The sequence below is a fragment of the Couchioplanes caeruleus genome (genome assembly GCF_023499255.1).
GTDB lineage: Bacteria > Actinomycetota > Actinomycetes > Mycobacteriales > Micromonosporaceae > Actinoplanes > Actinoplanes caeruleus_A.
Genome location: NZ_CP092183.1, coordinates 1,850,620 through 1,864,575 on the forward strand (window position 1 = coordinate 1,850,620; position 13,956 = coordinate 1,864,575).

Annotated in this window: 14 protein-coding genes; 7 read left to right on the plus strand and 7 right to left on the minus strand. The window is 71.1% G+C overall.

From position 1 onward, the window contains the following. Nucleotides 1-56 precede the first annotated feature (56 nt). Nucleotides 57-1,781 carry a ribonuclease Y gene (rny, locus tag COUCH_RS08740; RefSeq protein WP_249611563.1) on the plus strand — a complete coding sequence of 575 codons (1,725 nt, stop codon included), beginning with the start codon at nucleotides 57-59 and terminating at the stop codon, nucleotides 1,779-1,781. Between the two features lie 340 nt (nucleotides 1,782-2,121). On the opposite strand, the gene COUCH_RS08745 is transcribed toward rny, so the two are convergent. The 4 genes from COUCH_RS08745 to COUCH_RS08760 all read right to left on the minus strand — a co-directional run bounded on the left by COUCH_RS08745 (nucleotide 2,122) and on the right by COUCH_RS08760 (nucleotide 5,439). Then, on the minus strand, nucleotides 2,122-3,033 hold the full coding sequence (locus COUCH_RS08745) for an amino acid ABC transporter permease (protein ID WP_249611564.1): 912 nt from the start codon (nucleotides 3,031-3,033) through the stop codon (nucleotides 2,122-2,124). Beyond that, nucleotides 3,030-3,704: an amino acid ABC transporter permease gene (locus COUCH_RS08750; RefSeq protein ID WP_249611565.1), complete on the minus strand. Its 675-nt coding sequence runs from the start codon at nucleotides 3,702-3,704 to the stop codon at nucleotides 3,030-3,032. The genes COUCH_RS08745 and COUCH_RS08750 overlap by 4 nt, the downstream gene beginning before the upstream one ends. A gap of 86 nt (nucleotides 3,705-3,790) precedes the next feature. Beyond that, complete coding sequence (locus COUCH_RS08755; protein ID WP_249611566.1) at nucleotides 3,791-4,642, minus strand: glutamate ABC transporter substrate-binding protein; 852 nt, start codon at nucleotides 4,640-4,642, stop codon at nucleotides 3,791-3,793. Nucleotides 4,643-4,692: 50 nt separating this feature from the next. Beyond that, nucleotides 4,693-5,439 (minus strand): amino acid ABC transporter ATP-binding protein, encoded by a 747-nt coding sequence (locus tag COUCH_RS08760; protein WP_249611567.1) that lies wholly within the window; start codon nucleotides 5,437-5,439, stop codon nucleotides 4,693-4,695. A gap of 139 nt (nucleotides 5,440-5,578) precedes the next feature. Between COUCH_RS08760 and COUCH_RS08765 the strand changes: the two genes are divergently transcribed. After that, nucleotides 5,579-6,064, plus strand: a complete 486-nt coding sequence (locus COUCH_RS08765) for a hypothetical protein (RefSeq protein WP_249611568.1) — start codon at nucleotides 5,579-5,581, stop codon at nucleotides 6,062-6,064. 54 nt (nucleotides 6,065-6,118) lie between these two features. Next, nucleotides 6,119-7,609 carry a tRNA (N6-isopentenyl adenosine(37)-C2)-methylthiotransferase MiaB gene (gene miaB / locus COUCH_RS08770; protein WP_430640905.1) on the plus strand — a complete coding sequence of 497 codons (1,491 nt, stop codon included), beginning with the start codon at nucleotides 6,119-6,121 and terminating at the stop codon, nucleotides 7,607-7,609. On the opposite strand, the gene COUCH_RS08775 is transcribed toward miaB, so the two are convergent. Then, nucleotides 7,606-7,914 (minus strand): winged helix-turn-helix transcriptional regulator, encoded by a 309-nt coding sequence (locus tag COUCH_RS08775; protein ID WP_249611569.1) that lies wholly within the window; start codon nucleotides 7,912-7,914, stop codon nucleotides 7,606-7,608. The genes miaB and COUCH_RS08775 overlap by 4 nt on opposite strands. 77 nt (nucleotides 7,915-7,991) lie before the next feature. Between COUCH_RS08775 and COUCH_RS08780 the strand changes: the two genes are divergently transcribed. Continuing rightward, nucleotides 7,992-8,453, plus strand: a complete 462-nt coding sequence (locus COUCH_RS08780) for a group II truncated hemoglobin (RefSeq protein ID WP_249611570.1) — start codon at nucleotides 7,992-7,994, stop codon at nucleotides 8,451-8,453. Between the two features lie 5 nt (nucleotides 8,454-8,458). Here the strand turns inward: COUCH_RS08780 and COUCH_RS08785 are convergent, their stop codons facing one another. After that, nucleotides 8,459-9,667, minus strand: coding sequence for a DUF349 domain-containing protein (locus tag COUCH_RS08785; protein ID WP_249613635.1), 1,209 nt, complete (start codon nucleotides 9,665-9,667; stop codon nucleotides 8,459-8,461). A 173-nt stretch (nucleotides 9,668-9,840) separates the two neighbouring features. On the opposite strand from COUCH_RS08785, the gene miaA reads away from it, so the two are divergent. Genes miaA through COUCH_RS08800 form a run of 3 tightly spaced genes read left to right on the plus strand, consistent with a single transcriptional unit; the run spans nucleotide 9,841 to nucleotide 12,439 of the window. Continuing rightward, the gene (gene miaA, locus COUCH_RS08790; protein ID WP_249611571.1) at nucleotides 9,841-10,764 is read left to right on the plus strand and encodes a tRNA (adenosine(37)-N6)-dimethylallyltransferase MiaA; all 924 of its coding nucleotides are present in this window, start codon (nucleotides 9,841-9,843) and stop codon (nucleotides 10,762-10,764) included. Between the two features lie 8 nt (nucleotides 10,765-10,772). Further along, nucleotides 10,773-11,618 carry a diaminopimelate epimerase gene (gene dapF / locus COUCH_RS08795; protein WP_249611572.1) on the plus strand — a complete coding sequence of 282 codons (846 nt, stop codon included), beginning with the start codon at nucleotides 10,773-10,775 and terminating at the stop codon, nucleotides 11,616-11,618. After that, the gene (locus COUCH_RS08800) at nucleotides 11,618-12,439 is read left to right on the plus strand and encodes a glycerophosphodiester phosphodiesterase (protein ID WP_249611573.1); all 822 of its coding nucleotides are present in this window, start codon (nucleotides 11,618-11,620) and stop codon (nucleotides 12,437-12,439) included. The genes dapF and COUCH_RS08800 overlap by 1 nt, the downstream gene beginning before the upstream one ends. Here the strand turns inward: COUCH_RS08800 and COUCH_RS08805 are convergent. Continuing rightward, nucleotides 12,400-13,926 (minus strand): NAD-dependent malic enzyme, encoded by a 1,527-nt coding sequence (locus tag COUCH_RS08805; RefSeq protein WP_430640906.1) that lies wholly within the window; start codon nucleotides 13,924-13,926, stop codon nucleotides 12,400-12,402. The two genes, COUCH_RS08800 and COUCH_RS08805, sit on opposite strands and share 40 nt — an antisense overlap. Between the last annotated feature and the right edge of the window lie 30 nt (nucleotides 13,927-13,956).

Here is a 13,956-nt window from a genome sequence, read left to right on the forward strand (position 1 = left end):
AGGACACAGACCGGCCCGCTATCCCAGCGGCGCGCGGCGAAGGGAGAAACGGCGAGATGACGGCCCTGGTGTGGGTGCTCGTAGTGGCGATCGTCGTTCTCGCCGCCTTCGTGGTGGCCGGTCTGGTCCTCGGTGCGCGTGCCCTGCGCCGCCTCCAGGAGAGCAGGGTGGCCGATCAGGAGACCCGCGAGCAGACGTTGCACGCCGCGAAGGCCAAGGTCGACGACGCGAACGCGAAGGCTGCGTCCGTACGCGCGGAAGTTGCCGCCGCCAAGGCCGAGGCCACCGCCGCCAGGGCCGAGGCCCGGCGGGTTCTGGAGTCCGCGCACGAGGAAGCCGACACGATCCTCGAGCACGCCCACCGCCAGGCCGAGTCGGACGCCGAGCAGGTCCGTGCCGCCGCCCGCCGCAGCGGCGAACGCGAGGTGGCGCTGCTCAACACCACCGTCAAGGAGCAGGCCGCCGAGGTCGAACGGCGCGCTGCGCGGATCGACGAGCGGGAACGCCTGCACGCCGACGAGGTCGAGCGCCTGGTGGAACGCGAACGCCGGCTGGCCGCCATGGACGCCGACCTGACCGCCCGGGAGACCGCGCTCGGCACCCGCGAGGCGGAGCTCGCCGAGGCGGAGGAGCAGCGCCGGCGCGAGCTGGAACGGATCGCCGGCCTCACCGCCGACCAGGCCCGCGCCGAGCTCATCGAGGGGCTGGAAGGCCAGGCGAAGCGCGAGGCCGCGATCCTCATCCGCGACATCGAGGCCGACGCCAAGCACACCGCCGACACCCGGGCCCGGCACATCGTGGTCGACGCGATCCAGCGGATCGCCAGCGAGCAGACCGCGGAGAGCGTGGTCAGCGTCCTGCACCTGCCCAGCGATGAGATGAAAGGCCGCATCATCGGCCGCGAGGGCCGCAACATCCGGGCGTTCGAGTCGACCACCGGCGTCAACCTGATCATTGACGACACCCCCGAGGCGGTCCTGCTCTCCTGCTTCGACCCGGTACGCCGCGAGGTGGGCCGGCTGACCCTGGAGAAGCTGGTCCTCGACGGCCGCATCCACCCGCACCGCATCGAGGAAGTCTTCGAGAGCGCCAAGAACGAGGTGGACCGCCTCTGCGAGCGTGCCGCCGAGGAAGCGCTGGTCGACGTCGGCATCACCGACATCCACCCCGAACTGGCGACGCTGCTGGGCCGCCTGCGCTACCGCACCAGCTATGGCCAGAACGTGCTCAAGCACCTGGTCGAGACCGCGCACATCGCCGGCGTCATGGCCGCCGAGCTGGGCCTCGACGTACCGACGATCAAGCGCGGCGCCTTCCTGCACGACATCGGCAAGGCCCTCACCCACGAGGTCGAGGGCAGCCACGCCCTCATCGGCGCCGACCTGGCCCGCAAGTACGGCGAATCCGACGACGTCGTCCACGCGATCGAAGCGCACCACAACGAGGTCCAGCCCCAGACCGTCGAGGCCGTCCTCACCCAGGCGGCGGACGCCTGCTCCGGCGGCCGCCCGGGCGCGCGCCGCGAAAGCCTGGAGGCGTACGTGAAGCGCCTGGAACGCATCGAGGAGATCGCCGGCGGCAAGCCGGGCGTCGACAAGGTCTTCGCCATGCAGGCGGGCCGCGAGATCCGCGTCATGGTCCGCCCGGAGGACGTCGACGACATCGCCGCGGCCGTGCTCGCCCGCGACGTCGCCAAGCAGATCGAGGAAGAGCTCACCTACCCCGGCCAGATCCGCGTCACGGTCGTCCGCGAATCCCGGGTGACGGAGCTGGCGCGCTAGAAGGCAACATCAAGAGCGGGATGTCGTAGCTTCGTGGGTGGTGCGGACCGTCGCTCCCGCCGAGGTCGGTCCCGGCGCCCCGCTCGCCTGACGGCTCACGGACCGCCGTGCCCTGCAACCTGCGTGAGTGGCTGAGCTCGCCCGCTCCGCGGGCACCCCACCGCGCTCCGCTCGAAGCCCCGCACCCACACCGTTCACGTCCATCGTCGGTTGGAATCCGTCGAACTGAAGCGCGGCACAGACGGGCGTTGGGCAGCCGGCCTGTCGCCGGGGCTTGGGTGCAGGTGGAACGCCGTCGCAGCGTTGACGGACGATCACCCGGTGCGACGGCTTGCCACTCTCAGCCCTGCGGTTCCACGGCCCCACCGGCTCCCACCGGCCCCACGGCCACGATCCCGGTGTCGGCCGGAGCCCCGCGCCCGGCCCGGGGAGCCCGCCCGCTCCGCCGGGTGCGCCGCTCCAGCACCCCCGCGAAGAACGTCAGCGAAGCGTTCAGAACCACATAGATGATCGCCGCCACGATCGCCGCGGCCACCGTGTTGCCGTAGTTGGCGCCGAGCGTGTTGACGCCGTTCTGCAGCAGCTCCGTGTACCCGATGATGTACCCGAGCGCCGTGTCCTTGACCAGGACCACGAGCTGGCTGACGATCACCGGCAGCATGGCCCGGGCCGCCTGGGGGATGAGGATCTCGCGCATGACCTGGTTCTTGCGCATGCCGATCGCGTACGCCGCCTCGCTCTGCCCGCGTGGCACCGCGCGGATGCCGGCGCGGAAGGCTTCGGCGAGCACCGAGCCGTTGTAGAGGGTGAGGCCGATGACGACCGCCCAGAACGGTGGCATGGGTTCTTCGGTGAGGAACGGGACGCCGAAGAAGATGAAGAACATCATCAGCAGCAGCGGTACGGCCCGGAAGAACTCGACCACCACGCCGGAGGGGATGCGCACCCACCAGTGGTCGGAGAGCCGGCCCACGGCGAAGATGATGCCGAACACCAGCGACAGCAGCATGGCGATCGCGGCGGCCTTCACGGTCGACCAGAGGCCCGGCAGGATGTAGTCCGTCCACGTGGAGCCGTCGAGGAACGGACGCCACAGCGGTCCGGCCCACTGGCCCTTCTCGTCGAACTTGTCGTAGACCCACCACAGCAGCGCGACCAGGACGATGCCGAAGACGATCGTCAGGATCAGGTTGCGGGTCTTCGCCCGAGGGCCCGGGTGGTCGTAGAGGACGGCGTCGGGGTTGCTGCTCACCGCTTCACCGCCAGGCGGTTGGCCAGCCAGCCGAAGAGGTAGCCGGTGGGGATGAGGACGACGGCGAAGGTGCCGGCGAAGACCAGGAAGATGGGTATGACCGCATTGCCGTTGGCGTTGATCAGGTCTTTCATGGCGGAGGAGGACTCCATGAGGCCGATCGTGCCGACGATCGTGGCGTTCTTCGCCAGCGCGATGAAGATGCTGCCCAGCGGGGCGACGACGGCCCGGCCGGCCTGCGGCAGGATGACGATCCGCAGGGTCTGCAGGAACGACATGCCGATGGCCCGGGCCGCTTCGGCCTGCCCGGCGGGCACGGTGTTGATGCCGGACCGGATGGCCTCGCACACGAACGCGGCGGTGTAGACGGAGAGGCCGACGACGCCGAGCCAGTAGTTGTTGCGGTCGATGTCGTCGGAGAGCGTCAGGCCCAGCGCCGAGTACAGGCCGAAGTAGCAGAAGAAGACGATCAGCGTCAGCGGCGTGTTCCGGAAGATGTTGACCCAGGCCGTCCCGACACCGCGCAGCACGGGGATCGGCGAGACCCGGAAGGCGGCCAGCACGACGCCGAGCACCAGCGCGCCGACGGTGGCGGCCGCGGTGAGTTTCAGGATCCAGAGGAACCCGGTGACGTACGTGTCGATGTTGGCTGAATCGGAGAAGACGTCCATCGCCCTCGCTTCCTCGCGACGCCGGAAAAACGATCAACAGCCGGGCGGGGCCGGTAGAGGACCGGCCCCGCCCGTACCGCCGTAGCTCAGCTGCAGTTGGTCAGCTTGGTGACGTCGAGCTCGGGCGCCGGGGTGCCGCTCTTGCCGAGCGTGCTGTCCCACGCGGCCTTGTACGAGCCGTCGGTCGCCGACGTCTTGAGGATCTCGTTGATCTTTTTGCAGCCCTCGGTGTCGGTCTTCTTGACGCCGATGCCGTACGGCTCCTCGCTGAACTTCTTGCCGACGACCTTGAACTTGCCGGCGTACTGCTCCTGGGCCGCGTAGCCCGCGAGGATGATGTCGTCGGTGGTCACCGCGTCGACGGTCTTGTTCGACAGCGCCTGCACGCACTTGGAGTACGAGTCGAACTGCTGCAGGTTGACGCCCTTGTAGTCGGTCTGGATCCGCTTGGCCGGCGTGGAGCCGGACACCGAGCAGACCTTCTTGCCGACCAGCGCCTCCGGCCCGGTGATCGTGGAGTCCGTCGCGACCAGCAGGTCCTGCCCGGCCACGTAGTACGGGCCGGCGAAGTTGACGACCTTCTTGCGCTCGTCGTTGATCGTGTACGTCGCCACGACCATGTCGACCTGGCCCTGCTGGATGAACGGCTCGCGGTTGGACGACACCGTGGTCTTGTACTCGATGCCGGACTCCGGCACGCCGAGACCCTTCGCGATGATCTTCGCGATCTCGATGTCGAAGCCGGTGTAGGTGCCACCGGTCTGCAGGCCGAGGCCCGGCTGGTCGGCCTTGACGCCGACGACGAGCTTCTTCTGGCTGCTCGCCTTGCCGACGATGCCGCTGCCCGCCCCCGAGCCGCTGTCGTCCCCGCCGCACGCTGCGGCGGCCATCGCCAGGGCGAACGCCCCGGCCACTGCCGTCATTCGGGTGATGCGCATCGTCGCACTCCTCCTGGTGAATGTGTACAAAGTGTCCGCAATGGACGGGATCAGTGCGTCAGAATCTTGGAGAGGAAGTCCCGGGCGCGCTCGCTCTTCGGGTTGTCGAAGAACTCCGCGGGGGCCGCCTGCTCCACGAGCTGCCCGTCGGCCATGAACACGACCCGGTCCGCGGCGTGCCGCGCGAAGCCCATCTCGTGGGTGACCACGACCATGGTCATGCCCTCCTTGGCGAGCGACGTCATGACGTCGAGCACCTCGCCCACCATCTCCGGGTCGAGCGCGCTGGTCGGCTCGTCGAAGAGCAGGGCCTTGGGCTGCATGGCCAGGGCCCGGGCGATGGCGACCCGCTGCTGCTGGCCGCCGGAGAGCTGGGCCGGGTACTTGTCCGCCTGATTGGCGATGCCGACCCGCTCGAGCAGCTTCATCGCACGTTCCCGTACCGCGTCGGGCTTCTCGCCGCGCACCTTGACCGGACCCAGCATGACGTTCTGCAGGATGGTCTTGTGCGCGAAGAGGTTGAACGACTGGAACACCATCCCGACCTCGCTGCGCAGCCGGGCGAGGGGCTTGCCCTCGGCGGGCAGCGGCCGGCCGTCGAAGGTGATCGTGCCGGCGTCGATGGGCTCGAGCCGGTTGATCGCCCGGCACAGCGTCGACTTGCCGGAGCCGGACGGTCCGATCACGACGACCACCTCGCCGCGGTCGACGGAGAGGTTGACATCCTGCAGGACGTGCAGCGGGCCGAAGTACTTGTTGACGCCCTCGAGGACGATGAGAGGCTCGCTCGTCGTCACCGTCTGACCACCGTCCCGTCGTTGGGTTCACTCGGATGGGGTCACTCTATGGGCGCGCTTGTATCGGTTCACGCCGAGAATGGTCACGGAGCAGTAACACCGCAGGTCTGCGGGGAAAGGGATGTCCACGATGAGCGGTATGGCAGACGCCGAACCGGCGGACGGACTCTGGAGCTGGTGCGCCGCGGGGACCGTGGACCCGGCCACCGCCCGCGCGGCGGTGTCGGGTGCGCTCCAGCGTCCGGTGACGACCCTGGAGGCGGCCTCCGCCGGCGCGGTGCTCTGCGACGTCTGGCACATCGGCGGTGACTTCCCGACCCAGATCGACTGCTATCTCACCCCCGGCGAGATCGACGAGGCGACGATCGCCAGCGCCGTCTCGGTCCGGCTGGGCATCGACGTCCTGCTCCCCGACGACACCCTCAACCCCACCAGGTACGTCCTGGCCGAGCCCGACGGCACGCTGCGGGCCGTGCACGTCGACGTGGCCGAGACCGACGACGGTACGGAGTGCCGTCACGTACGCCCGTGCACGGGTTCCGACCCGGAGTGCGCGGCCGGCCCCGGCTGTTCGCGCTCGCGGTGGCGGCCCGCACCGACCCCGGGACGCCCGGCCGCGGCCTGAGCGCTCCGCCGGGATCGGCGCTCCGCGGCACAGGGACTACCCTGGTTGATTGCCATGACTGAGACCCTGCAGAGCGCCGCGCCCCGCACCTATGACGTGCGCACGTACGGCTGCCAGATGAACGTGCACGACAGCGAGCGCATCTCCGGGTTGATGGAGGACGCCGGCTATGTCCGCGCCGCGGAGGCGGACGCGGCCGACGTCGTGGTCTTCAACACCTGTGCGGTGCGGGAGAACGCCGACAACCGCCTCTACGGCAACCTCGGCCACCTGCGCCCCACCAAGCTCAAGAACCCCGGGATGCAGATCGCGGTCGGCGGCTGCCTGGCCCAGAAGGACCGCGGCGACATCGTCAAGCGGGCGCCCTGGGTCGACGTGGTCTTCGGCACGCACAACATCGGCTCGCTGCCGGCGCTGCTCGAGCGCGCCCGGCACAACCGCGAGGCCGAGGTCGAGATCCTCGAGTCGCTCGAGGTGTTCCCGTCGACGCTGCCCACCAAGCGCGAGTCGACGTACGCGGGCTGGGTGTCGATCTCGGTCGGCTGCAACAACACGTGCACGTTCTGCATCGTGCCGTCGCTGCGCGGCAAGGAGAAGGATCGCCGGCCCGGCGAGATCCTCGCGGAGGTCGAGGCGCTGGCCCGTGAGGGCGTGCTCGAGGTGACGCTGCTCGGCCAGAACGTCAACTCGTACGGCGTGGAGTCCGGCGACCGGCTGGCGTTCGGCAAGCTGCTGCGCGCCTGCGGCGAGATCGACGGGCTGGAGCGGGTCCGCTTCACCAGCCCGCACCCGAAGGACTTCACCGACGACGTGATCGCCGCGATGGCCGAGACGCCCAACGTCTGCCACTCGCTGCACATGCCGCTGCAGTCCGGCTCCGACCGTGTGCTCAAGGCGATGCGCCGCAGTTACCGCTCGGAGAAGTACCTGGGCATCATCGGCAAGGTCCGGGCCGCGATGCCGGACGCCGCGATCACCACGGACATCATCGTGGGCTTCCCCGGCGAGACCGAGGACGACTTCGCGCGCACCCTCGACGTGGTCCGCGAGGCCCGCTTCTCCAGCGCCTTCACGTTCCAGTACTCGAAGCGGCCCGGCACGCCCGCCGCCACGATGGACGAGCAGCTGCCGAAGCAGGTCGTGCAGGAGCGCTACGAACGGCTGATCGCCACCCTCGAGGACATCACCTGGGCCGAGAACAAGCGGCTGGTGGGCGAGAAGGTCGAGGTCCTGGTCGCGGTGGGGGAGGGACGCAAGGACGAGCGTACGGGCCGGATGAGCGGCCGGGCCCGCGACGGCCGCCTGGTGCACTTCGCCACCGGCGCGACCGCCCCGCGCCCCGGGGACATCGTCGAGACCGTGGTCACGTACGCGGCCCCGCACCACCTCAACGCCGACGGTGAGCCGCTGAGCCACCGCCGCACGCGGGCGGGCGACGCGTTCGAGGCCGGGCGTACGCCCAAGCTCCCGGGTGTCTCCCTGGGCCTGCCCACCATCGGGGTCCCCGCCCCGCTGCCCACCACCACCGGCGGCTGCGCCCTCTAGGAGCCCACCTCGACCCCGGTCCGGGCCGCCCGGGCGACTCCCCAGTCGTAGAGCGCCTGCAGGACGGGGGCGAGGCTGCGGCCCTCCTCCGTGAGGTCGTACTCGACGTGCGGCGGGACGGTGCCCCGGTCGCGCCGCGTGATCAGCCCGTCCGCCTCCAGCTCGCGCAGGCGCTGGCTGAGCATCTTCTCGCTGATGCCCGGTACCAGCCGGCGCAGCTCGCCGTAGCGGTGCACGCCCTCCTTGAGCCGGGACAGGATCACCGTGCGCCAGCGGCCGCCGATCACGTCGGTCGTCAGCTCCACCGGACAGCTGTATCGCTTGGGCACGCACCATTATGTGCGTACTTGTGGCCGCGGTGATCCGATGCTGGGGTGGGCGCATGGGGGAGACACCGACGCTGTACGAGTGGGCCGGCGGCATGGCCGCGATGGACCGGCTGACCGACGCCTTCTACGCCCGGGTGGTCGAGGACGACCTGCTCGGGCCGCTGTTCACCCGGATGCCGCCGGAGCACGCGCACCACGTGGCCGTGTGGCTCGCGGAGGTGTTCGGCGGGCCGCCCGCGTACACGCGGGAGCACGGCGGCTATCCGCGCATGCTGTCGATGCACCTGGGCATGGCGATCACCGAGCCGCAGCGCCGCCGCTGGGTGAACCTCATCCAGGACGCCGCGGACGACGTCGGGCTGCCCGGGGACCCCGAGTTCCGCGCCGCGTTCCTCGGCTACATCGAGTGGGGTACGCGCCTGGCCCGCCAGAACTCCCAGCCCGGCGCCGACGTCGTCCGGGACGCGCCGGTGCCGCGCTGGGGCTGGGGTGTCGCTCCGCCCTACCTCGGGTAGCCCGGTCAGCCGGCCTGTTCGGCCAGAGCCAGGAACTGCCTCTTGGAGGCGAGCGCCTGCTCGGCCTCCTTGATGCGGCGGCTGTCGCCGGCGGCCTGCGCCCGGGCGAGGCGCTGCTCGGCCTCGGCCACCTGCTCCCGCATCTGCTGCAGCAGCGGGTTGTCCTGCGGGGTGGTCTTGCGCCACGCCGAGTCCATGGCGACCCGGATGCGCTCCTCGGCGGCGCGCCAGCGGCGCTCCAGTGAGGCGGCCGACTCGCGGGGCACCCGGCCGGCGTCGTGCCAGGCCGCCTGCAGGTCGCGCAGCCTGTTCTGGGCGCCGCGCGGGTCCGCGTCGACGTCCACGGCCTCGAGCTCGGCCAGCACCGCCTGCTTCTTCTCCAGGTTGCCCTTGTACTCGGCGTCGCGGGCGGAGAAGACCTCGCTGCGGCGGGTGAAGAAGGCGTCCTGCGCACCCCGGAAACGTTCCCAGAGCCGCTGCTCGGCCTCCTTGGCCGCGCGCGGCGCGGCCTTCCACTCGTTCATCAGCTCCTTGAGCCGGGACGCGGTCGGGCCCCACTCCGAGGAGCCGGCGAGGGTCTCCGCCTCCTTGACCAGCTCCTCCTTGGCGGTCTGCGCCTGCTTGCGCTGGCCGTCGAGGGTGGCGAAGTGGGCGCCGCGGCGGCGGGTGAAGCCGTCGCGGGCGGCCGCGAAGCGCTTCCAGAGCTCACCGTCGGTCTTCTTGTCGACGCCGCGGATCGTCTTCCACTCGTCGAGGATCTCCTTGAGCCGGTCGCCCGCGCTCTTCCAGCCGGTCGCCTCGGCGGCGATCTGCTCCGCCTCCTCGACCAGCGCGGTCTTGCGGGCGAGCGCCTCCGTGCGGGCCACCTCGCGGGCGGCCTTGGCCTCGCCGGCCTTCTCGTCCGCGATCGCGGTGAGCCGGTCCAGGCGCGCCGCCAGCCCGTCGATGTCGCCGACGACGTGCGCCTCGTCGAGCGTCGCGCGCAGCCGCTTGATGCTGCTCAGCGAGTGCGATGCGTCCGCCGCGCCGGACTTGAGCCGGGCCTCCACGAGGTCGACCTCGGTGACCAGGTCGGCGAAGCGCCGGGCGAAGTGGGCCAGGCCCTCCTCGGGCGTGCCCGCCTGCCATGAGCCGACCACCCGGTCGCCCTCGGCCGTCTTCACGTACACGGTGCCGTCGGCATCCACGCGCCCGAAGGTCGTCCAGTCGTTCATGAGCCCATCCTCAGTCTTCCCGGCGTCGCGGGCCTCGCTGCCCTCGACGGCCGCCATGGCGCAGTCGAATGCCATCATTCCATCGGCATTCTTTCTCGCGCATTGTCACAGGTCCAACCCGGTTCCGGGGAAGCGCCCGAGGATGACCGTGACCAGCCCGTTACGGTGACTGCGTGCCGTTGCTCCCACCCCCCGGAGTGGTCGCCGTCGTCGGGCCCACCGCCGCCGGCAAGACCGCGCTCAGCCTGGCCCTCGCCCACGCCCTCGGCGGCGAGGTGGTGAACGCGGACTCCATGCAGCTCTACCGCGGGATGGACATCGGGACCGCGAAACTGCCCCCCGACGAGCGGGAAGGCGTCCCGCACCACGTCCTGGACCTCTGGGACGTCACGTTCCCGGCGAGCGTCGCGGAATACCAGGAGGCGGCCCGGTCGGCCGTGGAGGACATCGCCGCGCGGGGCCGCGTACCCCTCTTGGTCGGGGGTTCGGGGTTGTACGTCCGGGCCGTGCTGGAGGACTTCGAATTTCCCGGCACGGATCCCGCCATTCGGGAACGCTGGGAGGCGGAGCTCGCCGAGGCGGGCCCGGCGCGGCTGCACGAACGGCTGCGGGAGGCCGACCCGGAGGCCGCCGCCAAGATCCTTCCGTCCAACGGGCGGCGGATCGTCCGGGCGCTGGAGGTCATCGAGATGACCGGCGCGCCGTTCACCGCGGCGCTGCCCGAGCCCCGGCCGTACTACGACGCCGTCCAGGTCGGTGTGGACCGGGAGACCGGCGAGCTGGACCGGCGCATCGCCGACCGGGTCGACCTCATGTGGGCGGCCGGGCTGGTCGAGGAGGTACGCGCCCTCGACCGCGCCGGCCTGCGCGAGGGGCGTACGGCGAGCCGCGCGCTCGGCTACCAGCAGGCCCTCGCCCAGCTCGACGGGAGGCTCACCGAGGCGCAGGCACGGGACGAGACCGTACGGGCGACCCGCCGCTTCGTCCGCCGGCAACGCTCCTGGTTCCGTCGCGACCCGCGTGTCACCTGGCTCGACGGTGCCTCGCCCACGTGTGTGGAGGACGCGTTGGCGGCCTGTTCGGCGGCTGCGCGATGATGGAGCGCGTGTTGTTCACCAAGGGCCACGGCACCGGCAACGACTTCGTCATCCTTCCCGACCCGGACGGGGCGCTCGATCTGACACCGTCGCTCGTCGCGGCGCTGTGCGACCGCCACCGCGGCATCGGCGCGGACGGCGTCCTGCGGGTCGTGCGCGCCGCCAAGCACCCGGACGGCGCGGGCCACGCGGCCGAAGCCGAGTGGTTCATGGACTACTGGAACTCCGACGGGTCCGCGGCCGAGATGTGCGGCAACGGGGTCCGGGTCTTCACCCGCTACCTGCTCAGCGAGGGTCTCGCGACGGCCGGCCCGGAGGGCCTCCCGGTCGCCACCCGCGCCGGCGTCGTGCGCGCGCTGATCGAGGGCCCGCTCATCTCCGTCCACATGAGGACCCCCGAGGTGTACGCCGCCGGCACCGCGACCGTCGGCCCGCTGACCATGCCGGGCATGGCCGTGAACTGCGGCAACCCGCACCTGGTCAGCGCGCTGCACGACGGGGTGGAGCTGGCGGCGCTGGACCTGCACGTGGCGCCGGGCTACGACCCGGCCCTGTTCCCCGAGGGCGTCAACGTCGAGTTCACCACCCCGGGCGAGCCCGTCGACGGCACCGACCTGCACGTGCACATGCGGGTCTACGAGCGCGGCTCGGCCGAGACGCTGTCCTGCGGCTCCGGGGCCCTGGCGGTCGGGGCCGTGGCGCTGCGCGACGCCGGCCTGGCCACGGGAGTGGTCGCGGTGGACCTCCCGGGCGGGCGGCTCACCGTCACCGCCGACGGCGAGGGCCGCTGGTGGCTGGCCGGGCCGGCGGTGCTCGTCGCCACCGGCGAGGTCGACGTGAGGGCGCTCGGCTGATGGCGGCGCTGCACCGCGTGGCGCACCGCGGATATTCCGCCGTCGCGCCCGAGAACACCCTGCCCGCCTTCGCCGCGGGCGTCCTCGCCGGCGCCACGTTCATCGAGTTCGACGTCCGTACGACCGCCGACGGCGTACCCGTGGTCATCCACGACCGCACGGTCGACCGGACGACGGACGGCTCCGGCAAGGTCTGGGAGCTCACCCTCGACGAGATCGCGCGGCTGGACGCGGGCTCCTGGTTCTCCCCGGCGTACGCGGGGATCGGCGTGCCCCGGCTGAGCGAGGTGCTGGAGCTGCTGCGCCCGCACGCCGTCCTCGCCGACGAGGCGGAGCAGGCCGGCGTCACGCCGTCGGTGGCGCCGCGGGTCGAGCTGCTGCTGGAGATCAAGCCGCCCGCCACGCTCGAACAGGTAAAGGTCATCCTCGGCCAGGTCGCCGACGCGGGGCTGCTCGCCCGTACGGTCGTGCAGAGCTTCGACCCGGCGATCGTGCGTCTCGCCGGTGAGGCCGCCCCGGACGTGCGCCGGGGCCTGCTGCGCGACGGCTTCGACACCTCCCAGGTCGAGGTGGCCGGTGAGCTGGGTGTCTCCTACTGCAACCCGTCCATGAACGCGGTGCTCGGCTCACCGGAGACAGTCGCCGCGCTGGCGGACGCCGGGGTGGCTGTCATGCCCTGGACGGCCAACGACATCGCGCTCTGGCCGGACCTGGTCCAGGCCGGTGTGGCCGGGCTCATCACCGACCACACCGGGGAGCTCACGGGCTGGGCCGCCGGACGTCAGAAGGTCTCCGCCGGGGCCTGGTCCAGCTCGGCCTGAGGCACCGCCGCCTGGTTCTGCGGGGGCGGGCTGCCCTTGACGGTCGCGCGGATGGCCGCGGCCACGGCCGGGGTCACGCGCGCGTCGAACACGCTGGGGATGATCACCGTCGGGTTGATCTTCTCCTCGCCGACCACGTTCGCGATGGCCATCGCCGCGGCGAGCGCCATCTCCTCGGTGAACTCCTCGGCGGCCACGTCGAGCATGCCGCGGAAGACGCCCGGGAACGCCAGCACGTTGTTGATCTGGTTGGGCTGGTCGGAGCGGCCGGTTGCCACGACGGCGGCGTGCTTGCGGGCCTCCCGCGGGTCCACCTCCGGGTCCGGGTTCGCCAGCGCGAAGACGATCGACTTGTCGGCCATCTGGGCGATGTCGTCGCCGGTCAGCAGGTTCGGGGCGCTGACCCCGATGAAGACGTCCGCCCCGACGATCGCGCCCGGGAGGTCACCCGAGTAGTTGTCCCGGTTGGTGTTCTCCACCAGCCATTCCCACGTCGGGTTCAGGTCGTCCATGCCGCGGTGCAGCGCGCCCCTGCGGTCGTACGCGATGATGTCGCCCACGCCCTGACGCAGCAGCAGCTTCATGATCGCCGTACCCGCGGCACCCGCGCCCGACACGACGACCTTGACGTCCGCCAGGTTCTTGCCGACCACCCGCAGCGCGTTCGTCAGCGCGGCCAGCACGCAGATCGCGGTGCCGTGCTGGTCGTCGTGGAAGACCGGGATGTCCAGCAGCTCGCGCAGCCGCATCTCGATCTCGAAGCACCGCGGCGCCGCGATGTCCTCGAGGTTGATCCCCCCGTACGCCGGCGCGATCGCCTTCACGATGCTGACGATCTCGTCGGTGTCCTGGGTGTCGAGCACCACCGGCCAGGCGTCCACGCCACCGAACCGCTTGAAGAGCGCCGCCTTGCCCTCCATCACCGGCATCGCCGCGGCCGGGCCGATGTTGCCCAGCCCGAGGACCGCGGAGCCGTCGCTGACCACCGCGACCGTGTTGCGCTTGATGGTCAGCCGGCGCGCGTCGGCGGGGTTCTCCGCGATGGCCATGCAGACCCGCGCCACGCCCGGCGTGTACGCCCGCGACAGCTCGTCACGGTTGCGCAGCGCGACCTTGGACGACACCTCGATCTTGCCGCCGAGGTGCAGCAGGAACGTACGGTCGGACACCTTCCGCACGTCCACGCCGTCCTGTTCCTCCAGGTTCTTGACGACCTGGTCGGCGTGGGTGGAGTCGGCGGTGTCGCAGGTGAGGTCGACGAGGACCCGGCCGGGGTCGGAGTCCACCACGTCGAGGGCCGTCACGATCGCGCCCGCCTCACCCACACAGGTGGTGAGCCGGCCGATGGACGAGGCGTCGGCGGTCACGGCGATCCGGATCGTGATCGAGAATCCTGCGCTGGGCAGGCGGGTGGTCACCACGGGAGTCCCTCCGTCGTTGGCGGGTGAGTATCCGCATTGTTGCGCTTCCGGAATATCGGGGGCCATCGCGGTGGTTACTGAAGAGTCAGACACTCC